We start from the raw sequence: 16,328 nt of genomic DNA on the forward strand, positions 1-16,328 counted from the left end.
CACCAGCGCCGGCCCGATCAATCCTCCAGCCGCAGCCGCCGGTAGATCGGCCGCAGCAGGAAGGGCGAGAGGAACAGCGGGAACTGGCAGAGAGAGAAGAAGAGCAGGATCCGCGCATCCGTGGTGGCCGGCAGCACCGCGAAGTAGAGGGCCATGTTCCGGTTGCCCGAGAGCAGCCCCGCCGAGAGAGCCACACGCTTCCCGGCTGGCAAGAAGGCGAGAGCCGTCACCGCATTGAGGGCGAAGGCGCCGCCGAAGGCCAGCGCCAAACCACCCAGCACGAAGCCTGGGGAGGCGAGTAGGCGCGCCAACACCCCGTCCATGATCCCGAAGCCGTAGAGCACCACCAGCAGCACCACCGTCCCGTCCACGGCCGGGCCCCAGCGATCGAGCGTGACGCGTGGGACGATCCGGCGGATGGCGACGGAGATGACCAGCGGCACCCCCACCACCAGCACCAGCCGCCCCATCAGCCCGCCGACCGAGAGGGCGAGGTCCACGCCGAGCAGCCCAAGCGCCAGGGGCGGCGCGGTGAAGGGCACGAGGAGGGTGGAGATGAGCGAAACCACCAGCGACAACTCGCCATCCAGCCCGACGAGCCGGGCGAAGGCGGGGGAGGAGGTGGCGGAGCAGCCCGTCGCCATGATCACCAGCCCCGCGCCGAGCGGCCCTTCAAGCCCGGCCAGCCGAACGAAGGCGAAGGCCAGCAAGGGCGTGGCGAGCAGGACCCAGGCGAGCATCCCTGCCACCAGCAATGGCCGTCGGAGATAGGACAGCACCTGTCCCGGATCGACCCGGAGGAGCACCAGCGTCATCAGCACCGCGATCGTCGGCGTCACCACGTCGCGCAGCGCCGCGGAAAGGGGCGGGATCAGCAGCCCCGCGAAGATGCCCGCCGCCAGCAGCGCCCCTCCGTGCCGGGCGGACCATTCGAGAAGGCGGCGAAGCGGCAATCGGCACATCCCCACCCGCGCCGGGAGGTCATCGTGGTTGGCGCGGGTTCGCAGCCCGTTCTATAGCCGGCCCCGTGTTCCCACCAGCCCAGCCCCCCTCCGCCAACCCGCAAGCCCTGGCCGTCCCGGCGGACGACTACCTTGCCAAGCTCAACGCCGAGCAGCGCGAGGCCGTGGAGACCGTGGACGGCCCGCTGCTGGTGCTCGCCGGCGCCGGCACCGGCAAGACGCGGGTGCTGACGACGCGCTTCGCCCATATCCTGATGACCCGCCGCGCCTTCCCCAACCAGGTGCTGGCCGTCACCTTCACCAACAAGGCCGCGCGCGAGATGCGAGAGCGGGTCAGCACCATCCTCGGCCGCCCTGCGGAAGGGCTGTGGCTGGGCACCTTCCACGCCCTCTGCGCGAGGATGCTCCGGCGGCACGCGGAATATGTCGGGCTGACCTCGTCCTTCACCATCCTCGACACCGACGACCAGATGCGCCTGCTGAAGCAGGTGATGGACGCCGCGGCGGTGGACATGAAGCGCTGGCCGCCCCAGGGGTTGATGGCGGTGATCCAGCGCTGGAAGGATCGTGGCCTGCCCCCCGCCCGCGTCTCCCCGGCCGAGGACAGCGACTACGCCAACAACCGTGCGCGATCGCTCTACGAGGCCTATCAGTCCCGCCTGCGCGACCTCAACGCCGCCGATTTCGGCGACCTGATGCTGCACATGGTGGAGATCCTGCGCACCCAGCCGAACGTGCTGGAGCAGTACCACCGCGCCTTCCGCTACATCCTGGTGGACGAGTACCAGGACACGAACAGCGTGCAGTACCTCTGGCTGCGGCTGCTGGCGCAGCAGCACCGCAACATCTGCTGCGTGGGCGACGACGACCAGTCCATCTATTCCTGGCGCGGCGCGGAGGTGGAGAACATCCTCCGCTTCGAGAAGGACTTCCCGGGCGCGAAGATCGTGCGCCTTGAATCGAACTACCGCTCCACCCGACCCATCCTTGCCGCCGCCTCGCACCTCATCGCGAAGAATGAAGGCCGCCTCGGCAAGACCCTTCGCTCCGGCCGCAACGACGCCGAGGGGGAGAAGGTTCGCGTCGTCTCCCTCTGGGACTCCGAGGAGGAGGCCCGCATGGTCGGCGAGCGGATCGAGCAGGCGCAGCGGAAGGGCGTCTCCCTCGGTGAGGTCGCGATCCTCGTCCGGGCCGGCTTCCAGACACGCTCCTTCGAGGAACGGCTGATCACCCTCGGCATTCCCTACCGCGTGGTCGGTGGGCTGAAGTTCTACGAGCGGGCCGAGATCCGCGACGCCATGGCCTACATGCGCGTCATGCACCAGCCGAGCGACGACCTCGCCTTCGAGCGCATCGTGAACACCCCCAAGCGCGGCATCGGTGACGGCGCGCTGCAATCCATGCATGTCGCGGCGCGCGAGCAGGGCATTCCGCTAGCTATCGCCGCCGAGCGCCTGGCCCGCACGGAGGCGATGCGCGCCAAGCCCCGCGCCGCCATGCGGGAGTTGTTCGACGGCTTCTCCCGCTGGCGCGCGCTGATGCAGCGGGAAGGCCACGTCGTCGCCGTCGCCACCATGCTCGACGAGTCCGGCTACACGGAGATGTGGAAGCAGGACAAGTCGGCCGAGGCGCCGGGCCGGTTGGAAAACCTGAAGGAACTCGTGCGCGCCATCGGCGAGTTCACGACGCTGGAGGGCTTCCTCGAGCACGTCGCGCTCGTCATGGAGAACGACGAGAACGCCGAGGGCGCTCGCGTCTCGCTGATGACGCTGCACGCCGCCAAGGGCCTCGAATTCGATCTCGTCTTCCTGCCGGGCTGGGAGGAAGGCCTGTTCCCCCACCAGCGCGCGCTGGACGAGGGCGGCACGAAGTCGCTCGAGGAGGAGCGGCGCCTTGCTTATGTCGGCATTACCCGCGCGCGGAAGATGGCAGTGATCTCCCACGCCGCGAACCGCCGCATCTACGGCAACTGGTCCGCCGCCATCCCCTCCCGTTTCCTGGAAGACCTGCCGCCCGACCAGATCGAGCGCGAGGGCAGCGGCGCCGTCCAGCGCGCCCGCATGGTGGACGCGCCCTCCGTGTTCAGCGGCAACTCGCCCTTCTCCTCCCAGCGTCCGCGCGTGATCGAGGCCGGCGCCTGGGAGGTGAAGGAACGCCCCTCCCGCGCCGATGCGATGAAGGTCGGCCAGCGCGTCTTCCACCAGAAGTTCGGCTACGGCCGCGTCACGGCGGTGGACGACAACCGGCTGGAGGTGGATTTCGAGAAGGCGGGCCAGAAGCGCGTCCTCGACAGCTTCGTGGAGAAGGCATGATGTCCAGGCGCCACGCCCAGAACCTCGAAGCGGTTTCCATCGACGGCCTGCCGGAGGAGGCGGTGCCGATGGTGGAGGCCGCCTTCCAGCGCGCCTGCCGCACCGTCTCCCTCTTCCTCGACGAGCCCTCTGACACCTGGCGCGTGGAGGGCGTGCGCGAGGAGGGCGCGAAGGAGGACGAGCTGGCCGCGGCCCTCGCGCTCGCCTCCCTGATGACGGGCCTCGACCTCGTGCCGCAGCGCGCCCCGGTGGAGGCCGAGGGCTGGCTCGCCCGCACCGCCGAGGCCTTCCCCGAGCAGTCCATCGGCGGCCGCGTCCTCATCCGCCCCACCCACCTGCCGGACCGCAAGGTGCACGGAAGGACGGTGCTGAAGCTCGATGCCGGCCTCGCCTTCGGCTCCGGCGAGCACGCCTCCACCCGCGGCTGCCTCATCGCCTTCGAGACGGTCTCGCGCCGCATGCGCCCGCTGCCGAAGGATCAACTTCGCCTGCTCGACCTCGGCGCGGGTTCCGGCATCCTCGCCATGGCCGCGGCCAGCGCGCTGCACCGCCGGGTGCTGGCGACGGATATCGAGCCCTGGTCCGTACGGGTCGCCAACCAGAATGCCGAGATGAACGGCCTGAAGACGCTCGTCCACGCCATCCGTGCCGATGGCTGGACCGCGCCCGCCGTCTCCAAGCACGGCTACGACCTCGTTTTCGCGAACATCCTGGCTCGGCCTCTCTGCGCCATGGCGCGGGACCTCGCCCGCCACCTGCGTCCGGGCGGCACCGCCATCCTGGCGGGGCTCCTCGGCATCCAGGCGCGCCAGGTCATGGCCGCCCATCGCCGCGGCGGGCTGCACCTCGAACGGCGCCTCGATTTCGGCCCCTGGACGACGTTGGTCCTCCGCAAGGCCGGCTGACCAGCCCCGGAAACAGCACCGGCCCGCGGTGGCGCCCAAGGGGGAGGGGCGTCGCGCGGGCCGGGCATCAGGACGGCGAAGGAGGAGGGGGACTTCGCCGCCCCGGTACTCAGGAGAGGATGTCGCTCAGGCCGCCTGGTTGGACCGGCGCTGGTCGTTCGCAGCCGCCGGAACCGGCTTCTGCACGGCGGCGCGGGGGGCGCGCACCTCGCGCTCCGGCTGCATGCGGCCGCTGAGGATGGAGGGAATGTCGCTCCGGGTGATGCCGATATCGGCGAGCTCGCGGTCGGTCAGGGAGAGCAGCTCGGCCTCGGCGCGGCGGCGCTGCATCCAGGCGGCGAAGCCGGAGACCATGCGCTGCAGGGCGGAGGTGATCACCGCGTTCCGGGCCTCGTTGGCCTGGCGCAGGAGCTCGATATTGCTGATCGGCGCGAGGTTCGCCGGGTGCGGCATCATCGGCGCGGGGTTGTGCGCCTGGGAGATGCGGGGGTTCATTGCTTCTGTCCGTGTCGAGGGCGGCGTCCCGCGGGAGCCCATGCTGCCGCTGCCCGCCCGTCTGGTGCGGAACTATATGGACCCGCTGGCGTCACGAATGTCGTGCTGTTCATGTGATCAAGCCATGCACCGGCAGCATGGGTAATTGGGGAACCATGTCTTGTTTAACCAACTGGTGACAAATCCTTCTGCGACTCGTCTCACGGCGCTCCGCCAGGAACTCCTTCGCCAGGGGGTCGAAGGCTTCATCGTCCCCCGCGCCGACGAGTTCCTCGGCGAGTATGTTCCCCCCTCCGGCGAGCGCCTGGCCTGGCTGACGGGATTCACCGGTTCCGCCGGCCTCGCCATCGTCCTGCCCGAGTGCGCCGCCGTCTTCTCGGACGGCCGCTACACCACGCAGCTCGCCCAGGAGACGGACCCTGAACTCTGGGAACGGCGCCACTTCACCGAGCAGCCGCCCGTGGACTGGCTGAAGGAGCACGCGGCCGGCCGGCGGATCGGCTACGATCCCTGGCTGCACCCTCAGGCCGCGCTCGACCGGCTCGCCGCCTCCGGTGCCATTCTCGTCCCGCTGGCCGACAACCCCCTGGACGCCGTCTGGACCGACCGGCCGGCCGCGCCCTCTGCCCCGGCCGAGCCCTGGCCGGAGGCCCTTGCCGGCCAGTCATCCACCGAGAAACGGGAGGCGATCGCGGCGGAGCTGCGCGGGGCAGGGCAAGGGGCCGTCGTGCTCTCCGATGCCCATTCGGTCGCCTGGCTGCTCAACATGCGCGGCGGGGACCTTGCCCATACGCCGCTCGCCCTTGCCTTCGCCCTCCTGCGTGACGACGCCAGCGTCACCCTTTTCATGGACCCCGCCAAGGCCGGGCCGGCCCTGCGCGAGGCGCTCGGCAACGCCGTCTCCATCGAGCCTCGGTCCGGGTTGGCCGGGGCGCTCGCGGCGCTTCGCGGCCGCACCGTCCGCACGGACCCCGAGGCCACGCCCGTCTGGTTCGCAAACACCCTTCGCGCCGCAGGCGCCGAACTGGCGGCCGGTCCGGACCCCGTGCGCCTGCCCCGCGCGACCAAGAACCTCGCCGAGCAGGAGGGCAGCCGCGCCGCCCACCGCCGCGATGCCCGCGCCATGGTGCGCTTTCTCGCCTGGTTCGCCGACCAGGCGCCGCGCCGCGGCCTGACCGAGATGGCCGCCGCCGAACGCCTCCTTGCCTTCCGCCGGGAGGAGGAGCGGTTCCGCGCCGAATCCTTCCCCGCCATCGCTGGCGCGGGGGAGCACGCCGCCATCATCCACTACCGCGCGACGCCGGCGACGAACCGCGCCGTAAACCCGGACGAGTGCTTCCTGCTCGATAGCGGCGGCCAGTACCTGGACGGCACCACGGACATCACCCGCACCCTCTGGACCGGCCCCGGCGCGCCGCCCGCGGAGCTCCGCACCCGCTACACCCTCGTGCTGCGCGGCATGATCGGGCTGGCCGCCACGCGCTTCCCCGCGGGCGTCGCCGGTCCGCATCTCGACGCCATCGCCCGCCGCCCGCTCTGGGAGGCGGGGCTCGACTACGACCACGGCACCGGCCACGGCGTCGGCGCCTTCCTCTCGGTGCATGAGGGGCCTGCCGCCTTCTCCCGCGCCGCCGCCAACGTGCCGCTGCGGGAGGGGATGATCCTTTCGGACGAGCCGGGCTTTTACTTGCCGGGCGCCTACGGCATCCGGATCGAGAACCTGCTTCTCGTCCAGGCGGATAAGGAGGTGCCGGGCCCGCGCCCCTGGCTGCGCTTCGAGACCCTCACCCTTGCGCCCTTCGAGCGCGCGTTGATCGACCCCGCCGGGCTCGTACCTGCCGAGCGGGAATGGATCGACGCCTATCACGCCCGCGTCCTGGCGGAGGTCTCTCCCCGGCTGGACGAGGCCACCGCCGCCTGGCTCCGGGAGGCCTGCGCACCGCTCTAGCCCTCCGCTTCGCCACGCCCCTAGAATGAAGGGCGCGGCGCCGCGCCGCCGGAAGAGGAAACGAACCATGCAGAGGCGCACCCTTCTGGGCGCCGCCGCGCCGGCCGTGCTGGCCGCGGCCGGCGCCCGCGCGCAGACGGCCCGCAGCTACGCGACCCGTCCCGTCCGCATCATCGTCGGCGTCGCGCCGGGTGTCGGCACCATCGACCTCACCGCCCGGGCGGTGGCGGAGGTGATGGCGGAATCCCTCGGACAGCCTGTGGTGGTGGACAACCGGCCCGGCGCCGCCAGCATCATCGCGGTCGAGGCCGCGGCCCGCTCCCCGGCCGATGGGCACGTGCTGTTCATGGGCGGGGTGGACGCCATCGTCCACTCCTTCCTCCTCGCCGGGCGCCAGCCCATGGATCCTTTCACGGACTTCACGCCCATCTCCCGCGCCACGCGGGACCATTGGATGGTCGTGGCCAATCCCGAACTCGGCGTGAACACGCTGGCCGACCTCGCCCGCGTCGGGAAGCAGCGCTCGGGCGAGCTGAACTACGCCTCCTTCGGCGTCGGCACGCTCTTCCACCTGGTGCCCGCCCGCCTTGCGCAGCGCCTGGGCTTCGAGGCGGTGCACGTGCCCTATCGCGGCGACTTCACCTCCGACCTGCTCGCCGGGCGCGTCTCCTATGTGGTGCAGCCGACCGCGCTGCTGCTGCCGCACGTCCTCGCCGGCCGGCTGAAGGCGCTGGCGGTCCTCTCGCCCGAGCGCATCCCGCAGCTGCCGGACGTGCCGACCATCGCGGAGGCCGGGTATCCCGACCTTGGCTTCAACATGGGCATCATCCTCTTCGCCCCCGGCGGCACGCCGCCCGCGGTCGTGTCGCAGATCAACGCCGCCTATGACCGCGCGGCGAAGGCGCCCGCGGTCCGCAGCCGGCTGGCGGACCTCTCGCTGGAAACCGTGGGCGGCTCGGTCCAGGAGGCGACGGACTACACGCGCTGGATGCTCAACTTCATCGACGACATGCGGGAGAAGGTGCTCGGCGCCGCCCGCTAGCGCCGCACCTCAGGGGCGTTGGACGAGAAGCCGCGCCCCGAGCCCGAGGAAGATCACCCCCGCCGCCCCGTGCAGCCACCGCGCCGCGCGGGCGGAACGCGCGAGCCGCGCCGAGGCCCGGCCCGCCCCCGCGATCAGCGCGGCGAAGAAGGGCACCGAGAGCAGCGGCAGGAGCGGCCCGAGCAGGAGCATCTGCACCCAGGGCGCCGCCCGGTCGGGCGCTACGAACTGCGGCAGGAAGGCGAGGAAGAAGAGCGCGACCTTTGGGTTGGTCAGGTTCGTCAGCGCCCCCTGCAGCACCACCCGCCGCGCCGCCACTGCCGAGGGCTCAAGGGCCGGCGCGCCCTGCCAGGCCGCCCGCAGCGCCCCAATCCCCAGCCAAACAAGGTAGGCAGCGCCCGCCAGCCGCAGCGCCGTGAACAGCGCGGGCGAGGCCGCCAGCAGGGCCGCGACCCCGAGCGCGGCGGCGATCACATGCACCGTCGCCCCGCACCAGATTCCGATCGCCGCCGCCCAGCCCCGGTGCGCCCCGCCCGCCAGCGTTTGGCCGAGCACGAACATCATGTCAGGCCCCGGCGTGAGCACCACGATGATGCTGGCCAGCACGCAGGCGAGGAGGAGGGCAGGATCGACGGGCATGGCCAAAGGCTGCCGCCGCGGGTCGCCGAGGTCGAACGACTTCCCCTGATCCCGAGCATCAGCCGCCCTGATGACGCGTTCGGACCTGCCCTTCCGGCATGGCTCGCCTGCCCGATCCGTGATGGTCGGCGCGACGGCACGACACGATATTGCGTCGCACCATGCCCGTGAGAAAGCTTCCGTCGGGCGACGACCGGAACCCGATCTGATGAACGACTCAGCCGCCCCGCCGCTTACCCGACAGGACATCCGCACCCTCTTCCTTGCCTCCCTCGGCGGCGCGCTGGAATTCTACGACTTCATCATCTTTGTCTTCTTCGCCGTGACGATCGCGAAGCTCTTCTTCCCGCCGGACATGCCGGAATGGATGCAGCAGATGCAGGCATTCGGCATCTTCGCCGCCGGCTACCTGGCGCGCCCGCTGGGCGGCGTCGTGATGGCCCATTTCGGCGACCTGTTCGGGCGCAAGCGCGTCTTCACCTTCTCGGTTTTCCTCATGGCCGTGCCCACCCTCGTCATGGGCCTGCTGCCGACCCATGCCGCCATCGGCGTGGCCGCCCCCATCCTCCTGTTGCTGATGCGCGTGCTCCAGGGCGCCGCCATCGGTGGAGAGGCGCCGGGCGCCTGGGTCTTCGTGGCGGAGCACGTGCCCGCGCGCCGCGTGGGCCTCGCCTGCGGCATGCTCACCGGCGGGCTGACCGGGGGCATCCTGCTCGGCTCCCTCATGGCGACGGGCATCAACCTCGCCTACACGCCTGCCGAGGTCACCGACTTCGCCTGGCGCATCCCCTTCATCACCGGCGGCCTCTTCGGCCTGCTGGCGATGTATCTCCGCCGCTGGCTGCACGAGACGCCCGTCTTCGAGGCCATGCGCCGCCGCGCCGGCCCCGCGCGGGAGATGCCGATCAAGACGGTGCTGCGCGGGCAGGGAGGCTCGGTCGCGATCTCGATGCTGCTGACCTGGATGCTGACGGCCGCCATCGTGGTGGTCATCCTGATGACGCCCGCGCTGTTCCAGAAGCTGCACGGCCTCTCGCCGGCCACCACCCTCTCGGCCAACGTGGCCGCGACGGCGACGCTGACGGCCATGGCGGTCGCCTACGGCGCGCTGATGGACCGCTTCGGCGCGCTCCGCGTGGGCGTCGCCGGCAGCCTGCTGCTGATCGCCGCGACCTACGCCCTGTACTACGGCACGGAGGCGAACCCGGCGAACCTGCTGCCCCTCTATGCCCTGGCCGGCGCCTCGGCGGGCATCATCACCGTGGTGCCCTTCGTGATGGTCGGCGCCTTCCCGGTGGCGACGCGCTTCACCGGCGTGTCCTTCTCCTACAACGTCGCCTACGCGGTCTTCGGCGGTGTCACCCCGCTGCTCGTCTCCCTGCTGATGGCCTCCGACCGCCACGCCGCCGCGCATTACGTCGGCGCGGTGGCGCTGATCGGCATGGGCGCGCTCGCCTGGAACGCGGCCCGCGCCACCCGCCCCGCCGCGGCCGCGCTGCCGGAAGGGCGGCCCGCCATCCGCTAGGCGGCGCGCCCGGATTGCGCCCCGGCGCCTTCGGGTGGAGAAGCACCCGATGCGCCGGACCGCGGGATAGAGAATGAGCGATGAAGGCACTCGCCAGGACGTCGTGCCGCCAGACTACGCGGCCGGCGCCGGCCTGCCTTGGTGGGCTAAGGTGGCATCCAAGCTCGCCATCGCCGCGCTGCGCGTGCCGCCCGCCCTCCTGCGCCGCGCGGGCGTGAACCGGCACAGCTTCGTCGCGGAATCCGAAAGCCGCGTGCTGCACGAGCCCTGCACCCGCGCCGGGGAGTTCGCCAACCGCCAGGGCCGCCCGCCGCGCGGCGTGCTGGAACTCGGCCCCGGCCGCCTGGTGGTGCGCGCCCCCGCTTATGCCGCCCTCGGCTGCGCTCCCGTCTGGTTCGCCGATGTGGAGGACGATGCGCCGGGGGACCCGGCCGCCTATGCGCGGGTGGCGGAACTCGCGCGCGGGATGGGTCTGCCCGCCCCGGTGCTGGACAACCTGCCCGACAAGGCCGCCGCCCTCGCCGCCTGCGGTGCCCGTCAGCTCATCGGCGGCACCGAGGTCCTGGCCGCCATCCCCGACGGCTCGGTGGAGCTGATCGTCTCCGATGTGGTGCTGGAGCATGTCCGGCGCGACGCCCTGCCGGGCCTGCTGGCCGAGTTGCGCCGTGTCGCTGCGCCGAACTGCCTCGGTGTGCATGCCGTGGACTTCCACGACCATGTCGGCGGCGCGCTCAACACGCTTCGCTTCCCGCCCCGTTTCTGGGAGGGGCCGCTAGTCGCCCGCAGCGGCCTCTACGTGAACCGGCTGGGCCTCTCCGAAATTTTGGCCGCCTTCGAGAAGGCCGGCTTCGCCACGCGGCTGCGCGATGTGCGCCGATGGCCCGCGCCGCCCGCCGGCGCCGGGGCCGCGCACCCTTCGCTGGCCCGCCGCGCAGAGGACGAGCTCATCGCCTTCGCCCGGATCGAGGCGCTACCCGTCTGAACCCTCAGCCCGGCGCTTCCACCGGCGGGAAGCCCGCCAGCTCGCGCCACTCGGCCTCGGTCAGCGTCTTCAGCTCCAGCTCCGCCGCCTTCTTTGCCTTCGAGCCGGCATCCGCCCCCACCACCACGTAATCCGTGCGCTTGGAGACGGACTTCACCACCTTCGCGCCCAGCAGCTCCGCCCGCGCCTCCGCTTCCTGCCGCGTCATCGTCTCCAGGCTGCCGGTGAAGACGATGGACTTGCCCGACAGCGCGCCCTCCGCCACCGCCTCGGCCTCCTCGGGCGTCACCTCGCGCAGCAGGTCGTCCAGCGCCTCCACGTTCCGCGTCTCGGAGAAGAAGGTGACGAGTTCCTGCGCGATGGAGGGGCCGATGCCCTGGATGCCGCCCAAATCCTCCCGCGCCTCGCTGCCGATGATGCGCGCGTCCAACATGGCCTGCCGCCACGCGCCCGCGGAGTGGTAGTGCCGCGCTAGCAGTCGCGCGTTCTGCTCGCCGATGCGGCGGATGCCGAGGGCGAAGATGAACCGCTCCAGGCTCGGCCGCCGCCGCGCCTCGATGGCTGCAAGAAGGTTCGTCACCTTCTTCGACTCCCCCTTGGCGCTACCGCCCCAGCCTTTCCAGCCCCGCATCGTGGCCACGTGCTGCGACAGGCGGAAAATATCGGCCGGCGTCTTCACCAGCCCGGCCTCGTGCAGCAGCACGACGTTCTCGATCCCCAGCCCCTCGATATCCATGGCGTTGCGGGAGGCGAAGTGGATCAGCCGCTCCACCTGCTGCGCGGGGCAGATGAGGCCACCCGTGCAGCGCCGCACCACCTCGCCCTCCGGACGGATGGCGGGGCTGCCGCATTCGGGGCAGTGCGTCGGCGGCACCCAGGGTTCGCCACGGCCGGGGCGGTCGGGATCGACCACGCGAATGATCTGCGGGATTACATCGCCGGCCCGCTGTAGCTCCACCGTGTCGCCCACGCGCGCGTCGCGGCGGGCCACCTCGTCCTCGTTGTGCAGTGTCGCGTGCTGCACCATGACGCCGCCCACGTTTACCGGCTGCATCACCGCGCGCGGCGTCAGGGCGCCCGTTCGACCGACCTGGATCTGGATTTCCAGCAGCTTCGTTACAGCGCGCTCGGCCGGGAACTTCCAGGCGATGGCCCAGCGCGGCGCGCGCCCGACGAAGCCGAGCCGCCCCTGCCAGTCCAACCGGTCCAGCTTGTAGACGACGCCATCGATATCGTAGTCGAGCCCGGCGCGGCGCTGGCCCATAGCCGCCTGGAAATCCGCCGCCGCGTGCTCGTCGCGCAGAACTTCCGAGAGCGGGTTCACCTGGAAACCCCAGCCGCGCAGCACGTCGAGATAGCCCGAATGCGTCTCCGCCACCGGCGCGGAGGAGGCGCCCTGCGCGTAGGCAAACAGCTTCAGCGGCCGCCGCGCCGTCACCCGGGCATCGAGCTGCCGAAGCGAGCCCGCTGCCGCGTTGCGAGGGTTGACGGGGATGCGCACGGCCTCGCCCACCTTCTCACCGGCCTCACGGCGGCGCTCGCGTTCCTCGAAAAGCCGCGTCTGCTCAGCGTGGAAGGCGAGGAAGTCCGCCTTGGTCATGAAGACCTCGCCGCGGATCTCGATGCGGTCGGGGAAGGGGGCCTTCAGCTTGCGGGGCAGTTCATCGAGCGTCTTCAGGTTCTCGGTGATGTCCTCGCCCACCATTCCGTCGCCACGCGTCGCGCCGCGCACGAACTGCCCGCCCTCATAGGTGAGGTTGACAGAGAGCCCGTCGATCTTCGGCTCCGCCACGAAGCGCAGCACCTCCTCCGCCGAGAGGCCGAGGAAGCGCCGGATGCGGGCCGCAAATTCGGAAAAATCCTCGGGTGCGAAGGCGTTGTCGAGCGACAGCATAGGCGTGCCGTGCCGTGACTTCGCGAAGCCCGCCGCCGGCTCCTCGCCCACCTTCCGGGAGGGGCTGTCGGGCCGCACCAGGTCCGGGAAGCGCGCCTCGATCGCCTGGTTGCGCCGGAACAGCGCATCGTATTCCGCGTCCGACATGATCGGTTCGTCGCGGACGTGATAGGCGGCGTTCGCCTCGGCAACGCGGGCGGCGAGGGCTTCCAGCTCCCGCGCGGCCTCGGCCTCCGTCAGTTCCTCGATGGGCAGAGCAGGGGAGGGGGCGGTCTTCGGCATCTCCCCGTGGATAGCCGTGCCCCACCCCTCGCGCCAGGGCCACCCGGTGGCCCGCCGCGGCGTTGTTCCGCCATGAACGACGTGCTGCCCGACTGGATCCACCCGCCCGACCTCGACGCCGCGCGCCAAGCCCAGCACGAAATCGCGGAACGCGCCGAAGCCGCCGACCGGCTGGAGCCGCCGCACCTCGTCGCCGGCGCGGACTGTGCCGGCGCCGCCCGCGGTGCTCCCGACCGCATCCGCGCCATGGCCGTGCTGCTGGAAGGCGGCGCGAAATCCCGCCCTCTGGCCACGGGCCTCGTCGAGGGCGTGCCCGCCTTCCGCTACGTCCCAGGCTTCCTCGGCTTCCGCGAGATCCCCTTCATCCTCGACGCGCTGGCGAAGCTGCCGCGGCGGCCGGACCTTGTCTTCGTGGACGGCCATGGCCTCAGCCACCCGCGGGGCTGCGGCACCGCCACCCATCTCGGCGTTGTGGCGGACCTGCCGACTATCGGCGTCGCGAAATCGATCCTCGTCGGCCAGCCGGAGGGCGAGCTGGGGCAGGAAGCGGGGAGCCAAGTGCCGCTGGTCTGGAAGGGGCGGAGGATTGCGACGGTTCTGCGAAGCAAGCGCGGCGTGAACCCGCTCCTCATCTCCGCCGGCCACCGCGTCTCGCTGGAAACGGCTGTGCGGCTGGTGACGGAATGGCTGGCCGGCTATCGCCTGCCCGAACCGACGCGGCTGGCCGACAAGCTGGCCGGCGAGGCGCGCCGCACGTCCGAGGCCGTGACGCTGCTCTGAGCCTCAGGCCGCTCCGGCCAGCAACTCGTCCGCCGCCGCCCGCGCCGCCTCGGTCACGCGCTCGCCCGCCAGCATCCGGGCGATCTCCTCGCGCCGGGCCGGCACGTCGAGCGGCACCACACGCGTCTCCGCCCGGTCGCCGCGCACGCCCTTGGCCACCTGGAAGTGCCGCGCCCCGCGCGCCGCCACCTGAGGCGAGTGCGTCACCACCAGCACCTGCAGCCGCTCCGCCACCCGCGCCAGCCGCTCGCCCACCGCGGCGGCTGTCGCGCCGCCGATGCCGCTGTCCACTTCGTCAAACACGAGCGTCGGCACGGGCGAGCCGCGCGCCAGCACGACCTTCAGCGCCAGCATCAGGCGGGACAATTCGCCGCCCGAGGCGATTTTCGCGAGCTGCCCCGGCTTCTGACCGGGATTGGTGGTCACGAGGAAGGTCACGCGGTCCTGCCCGTCCGGGCCCCAGGCGCTCTCCTCGCGCGGCGCGATCTCGATGTGCAGCCGGGCGCGGTCCAGCTTCAGCGGCGCCAGCTCCTTGGCCACCGCCTTCTCCAGCTTCTCCGCGTGCTCCCGCCGCGCGGCGGTCAGGGCCTCGGCGGCCGCGACGTAACCCGTCCGCGCCTCCCGCGCCGCCGCGTCCAGTGCCGCCACGCGCCCGGTGCCGGCATCGAGGTTCGCCAGCCGGTCCCGTAGCGAGAGGAGATGTGCGGGGAGGTCCACCACGGCCACCGTGTATTTCCGAGCCGCCGCCCGCAGCGCGAAGAGCCGCTCCTCCACGGTCTCCAACCGGCGCGGATCAGGCTGGGCGTCGCTCGCCAGCCGCTCCAGCACGTTCTCTGCCTCCGCCAGCGCGTCCTGCGCGGCGGCGAGGGCGGTCAGGGCGGCATTCGCCTCCTCGCTCGGCGGCGTCAGCCGCTCCAGCGCGCGGGCGGCATTGCGGAGCGCGGCCGCGGGCGCGCCGCCGCCGCGACGGTCGCGCGGCTGGATCTCGGACAGCGCCGAGGCGATCGCCTCCGCCCGCCGCTCGCTGCCCTGCAAGCCCTGGCGCTCCGAGGCCAGTGCGTCCTCCTCCCCCTCCTGCGGGGCGAGGTCGGAAAGCTCCTGCACGGAATGCCGCAGCCATTCCTCGTCGCGCTGGGCAGCGGCGATAGCCTCGCGCGCCTCCTTCAGCGCCCGCTCCGCCCCGCGCCAGGCGCGATAAGCCTCGGCCACTGCGTTCCGCCGCGGGTCTAACCCGCCGAAGGCGTCCAGCAGGCCCGCATGGGTGGCGGGATCGGCCAGCCCTACCTGGTCGTGCTGGCCCTGCACCTCGACCAGCAGCGCGCCAAGGCGGCGCAGCAGCGCCACCCCCACCGGCTCGTCGTTCACGAAGGCCCGCGAGCGTCCATCGACGGTCACGATGCGGCGGAGCACGATCTGGTCATCCGCCTCGATGCCCTGCTCGGCCAGCAGCGCGTGCGCGGGATGCCCCGCAGGCGGGTTGAAGACCGCGACCACGCCTGCCTGGGCCTGGCCCGCGCGCACCATGCCGGCCTCGGCCCGCTGCCCAAGGGCAAGGCCGAGGCTGTCCAGCAGGATCGACTTTCCCGCGCCGGTCTCGCCGGTCAGCACCGAGAGGCCGGGACCGAAGGTGAGGTCCAGGCGCTCGATCAGCACCACGTCGCGGATGGAGAGGGAGGCGAGCACGCCCGTCCTTCGGCCCGAGGCCTAAAAAACCGCTTCGACGACGCGCCGCAGCAACCCCGGCGGAGAGGTGTTCCGGTCCGCCGGCTGCGCGCCGTCCACCAGCAGCGCGTAGCTGTCCTGGTACCAGGGATTGCCGGGATAGTTGTGCCCGAGCACCGAGGCGGTCTTCCGCGCCTCCTCCGGCAGGCCCATGGCGAGGTAGATCTCGGTCAGCCGGTGCAGCGCCTCGGGCACGTGGTTCGTCGTCTGATAGTTCTCCACCACGTTGCGGAAGCGGAGGATGGCCCCTGCATAGAGCCGCCGCTGCTGGTAGAAGCGTCCGATGTTCATCTCCTTGCCCGCCAGATGGTCCCGGGCAAGGTCGATCTTCAAGCGGGCGTCGCGTGCATAGGTGGAGTTCGGGAAGCGGTTCACCACGTCCTGCAGAGCCGCGAGCGCGGTTTCGGTGCCCGCCTGGTCGCGCTGGGCATCGGCGATCTGCTCGTAATAGCAGAGGGCGCGAAGATAATAGGCATAGGCAATGTCGCGATGCGCGGGGTGGAGCTGGATGAAGCGGTCCAGCTGTCCCAACGCCTCCGTGTAGCGGTTGCGGGAATACTCCGCGTAGCCGCTCATCAGCCGGGCATTGGTGGCCCAGGTGGAATAGGGGTGATCGCGCTCCACCGTGTCGAAGATCTCGATCGCCTGAGCGTAGCGCTCGGCCCGAAGTGACTCGAGCCCGGCGGCATAGAGGGCCTCCGGCGACATGTCGGCATAGGTCGGCCCCCTGCCGCGCAGGGAGTCTGATTTGCCGTTCCAGAAATCAAGGCTCTCGCATCCCCCGAGGGCCAGGGGCGCGAGGAGGACGGGCAGGATCGCGAGGCGACGGAGCTTCATGGC

The 16,328-nt window shown here is 71.5% G+C and carries 13 protein-coding genes; 7 read left to right on the forward strand and 6 right to left on the reverse strand.

Annotated elements, in window-relative coordinates; genetic code table 11:
• Positions 1–17: 17 nt before the first annotated feature.
• On the reverse strand, positions 18–953 hold the full coding sequence (locus BO39_RS00165) for a hypothetical protein (RefSeq protein WP_245614862.1): 936 nt from the start codon (positions 951–953) through the stop codon (positions 18–20).
• 74 nt (positions 954–1,027) lie between these two features.
• Here BO39_RS00165 and BO39_RS00170 point away from each other — a divergent pair, with 74 nt between their 5' ends.
• Both BO39_RS00170 and BO39_RS00175 read left to right on the forward strand, forming a co-directional pair.
• Complete coding sequence (locus BO39_RS00170) at positions 1,028–3,274, forward strand: ATP-dependent helicase (RefSeq protein ID WP_245614864.1); 2,247 nt, start codon at positions 1,028–1,030, stop codon at positions 3,272–3,274.
• Complete coding sequence (locus BO39_RS00175) at positions 3,274–4,179, forward strand: 50S ribosomal protein L11 methyltransferase (protein ID WP_084697723.1); 906 nt, start codon at positions 3,274–3,276, stop codon at positions 4,177–4,179. Before BO39_RS00170 ends, BO39_RS00175 begins: the two co-directional genes overlap by 1 nt.
• A 126-nt stretch (positions 4,180–4,305) precedes the next feature.
• Here BO39_RS00175 and BO39_RS00180 read toward each other — a convergent pair whose 3' ends face one another.
• On the reverse strand, positions 4,306–4,674 hold the full coding sequence (locus BO39_RS00180; RefSeq protein WP_043828911.1) for a DUF1127 domain-containing protein: 369 nt from the start codon (positions 4,672–4,674) through the stop codon (positions 4,306–4,308).
• Positions 4,675–4,834: 160 nt separating this feature from the next.
• Here BO39_RS00180 and BO39_RS00185 point away from each other — a divergent pair, with 160 nt between their 5' ends.
• Positions 4,835–6,622: an aminopeptidase P family protein gene (locus BO39_RS00185; protein WP_245614866.1), complete on the forward strand. Its 1,788-nt coding sequence runs from the start codon at positions 4,835–4,837 to the stop codon at positions 6,620–6,622.
• Between the two features lie 67 nt (positions 6,623–6,689).
• Positions 6,690–7,664: a Bug family tripartite tricarboxylate transporter substrate binding protein gene (locus BO39_RS00190; RefSeq protein WP_052401239.1), complete on the forward strand. Its 975-nt coding sequence runs from the start codon at positions 6,690–6,692 to the stop codon at positions 7,662–7,664.
• A gap of 9 nt (positions 7,665–7,673) precedes the next feature.
• On the opposite strand, the gene BO39_RS00195 is transcribed toward BO39_RS00190, so the two are convergent.
• Complete coding sequence (locus BO39_RS00195; protein WP_043829605.1) at positions 7,674–8,303, reverse strand: LysE family translocator; 630 nt, start codon at positions 8,301–8,303, stop codon at positions 7,674–7,676.
• Positions 8,304–8,511: 208 nt separating this feature from the next.
• On the opposite strand from BO39_RS00195, the gene BO39_RS00200 reads away from it, so the two are divergent.
• Both BO39_RS00200 and BO39_RS00205 read left to right on the forward strand, forming a co-directional pair.
• Positions 8,512–9,828 (forward strand): MFS transporter, encoded by a 1,317-nt coding sequence (locus BO39_RS00200; protein ID WP_043828913.1) that lies wholly within the window; start codon positions 8,512–8,514, stop codon positions 9,826–9,828.
• 73 nt (positions 9,829–9,901) lie between these two features.
• Positions 9,902–10,810 carry a hypothetical protein gene (locus tag BO39_RS00205; protein WP_052401240.1) on the forward strand — a complete coding sequence of 303 codons (909 nt, stop codon included), beginning with the start codon at positions 9,902–9,904 and terminating at the stop codon, positions 10,808–10,810.
• Positions 10,811–10,814: 4 nt separating this feature from the next.
• Here the strand turns inward: BO39_RS00205 and ligA are convergent, their stop codons facing one another.
• Positions 10,815–12,986: an NAD-dependent DNA ligase LigA gene (ligA, locus tag BO39_RS00210; protein WP_043828915.1), complete on the reverse strand. Its 2,172-nt coding sequence runs from the start codon at positions 12,984–12,986 to the stop codon at positions 10,815–10,817.
• 72 nt (positions 12,987–13,058) lie between these two features.
• Here ligA and BO39_RS00215 point away from each other — a divergent pair, with 72 nt between their 5' ends.
• Positions 13,059–13,766: an endonuclease V gene (locus BO39_RS00215; protein ID WP_043828917.1), complete on the forward strand. Its 708-nt coding sequence runs from the start codon at positions 13,059–13,061 to the stop codon at positions 13,764–13,766.
• Between the two features lie 3 nt (positions 13,767–13,769).
• On the opposite strand, the gene recN is transcribed toward BO39_RS00215, so the two are convergent.
• Together recN and BO39_RS00225 are read right to left on the reverse strand one after the other, a co-directional pair.
• Complete coding sequence (recN, locus tag BO39_RS00220; RefSeq protein ID WP_043828920.1) at positions 13,770–15,449, reverse strand: DNA repair protein RecN; 1,680 nt, start codon at positions 15,447–15,449, stop codon at positions 13,770–13,772.
• 21 nt (positions 15,450–15,470) lie between these two features.
• Positions 15,471–16,325 (reverse strand): outer membrane protein assembly factor BamD, encoded by an 855-nt coding sequence (locus BO39_RS00225; protein WP_043828922.1) that lies wholly within the window; start codon positions 16,323–16,325, stop codon positions 15,471–15,473.
• Between the last annotated feature and the right edge of the window lie 3 nt (positions 16,326–16,328).

This window comes from Roseomonas aerilata DSM 19363, assembly GCF_000711725.1.
Lineage (GTDB): Bacteria > Pseudomonadota > Alphaproteobacteria > Acetobacterales > Acetobacteraceae > Roseomonas > Roseomonas aerilata.

Excerpts from the sequence above, each read along its gene's own strand:
- BO39_RS00215 (WP_043828917.1), top strand. The coding sequence starts at position 13,059 with ATGAACGACGTGCTGCCCGACTGGATCCACCCGCCCGACCTCGACGCC.
- BO39_RS00190 (WP_052401239.1), top strand. The coding sequence starts at position 6,690 with ATGCAGAGGCGCACCCTTCTGGGCGCCGCCGCGCCGGCCGTGCTGGCC.
- BO39_RS00175 (WP_084697723.1), top strand. The coding sequence starts at position 3,274 with ATGTCCAGGCGCCACGCCCAGAACCTCGAAGCGGTTTCCATCGACGGC.
- ligA (WP_043828915.1), bottom strand. The coding sequence starts at position 12,986 with ATGCCGAAGACCGCCCCCTCCCCTGCTCTGCCCATCGAGGAACTGACG.
- BO39_RS00200 (WP_043828913.1), top strand. The coding sequence starts at position 8,512 with ATGAACGACTCAGCCGCCCCGCCGCTTACCCGACAGGACATCCGCACC.
- BO39_RS00180 (WP_043828911.1), bottom strand. The coding sequence starts at position 4,674 with ATGAACCCCCGCATCTCCCAGGCGCACAACCCCGCGCCGATGATGCCG.
- BO39_RS00205 (WP_052401240.1), top strand. The coding sequence starts at position 9,902 with ATGAGCGATGAAGGCACTCGCCAGGACGTCGTGCCGCCAGACTACGCG.
- BO39_RS00195 (WP_043829605.1), bottom strand. The coding sequence starts at position 8,303 with ATGCCCGTCGATCCTGCCCTCCTCCTCGCCTGCGTGCTGGCCAGCATC.
- BO39_RS00225 (WP_043828922.1), bottom strand. The coding sequence starts at position 16,325 with ATGAAGCTCCGTCGCCTCGCGATCCTGCCCGTCCTCCTCGCGCCCCTG.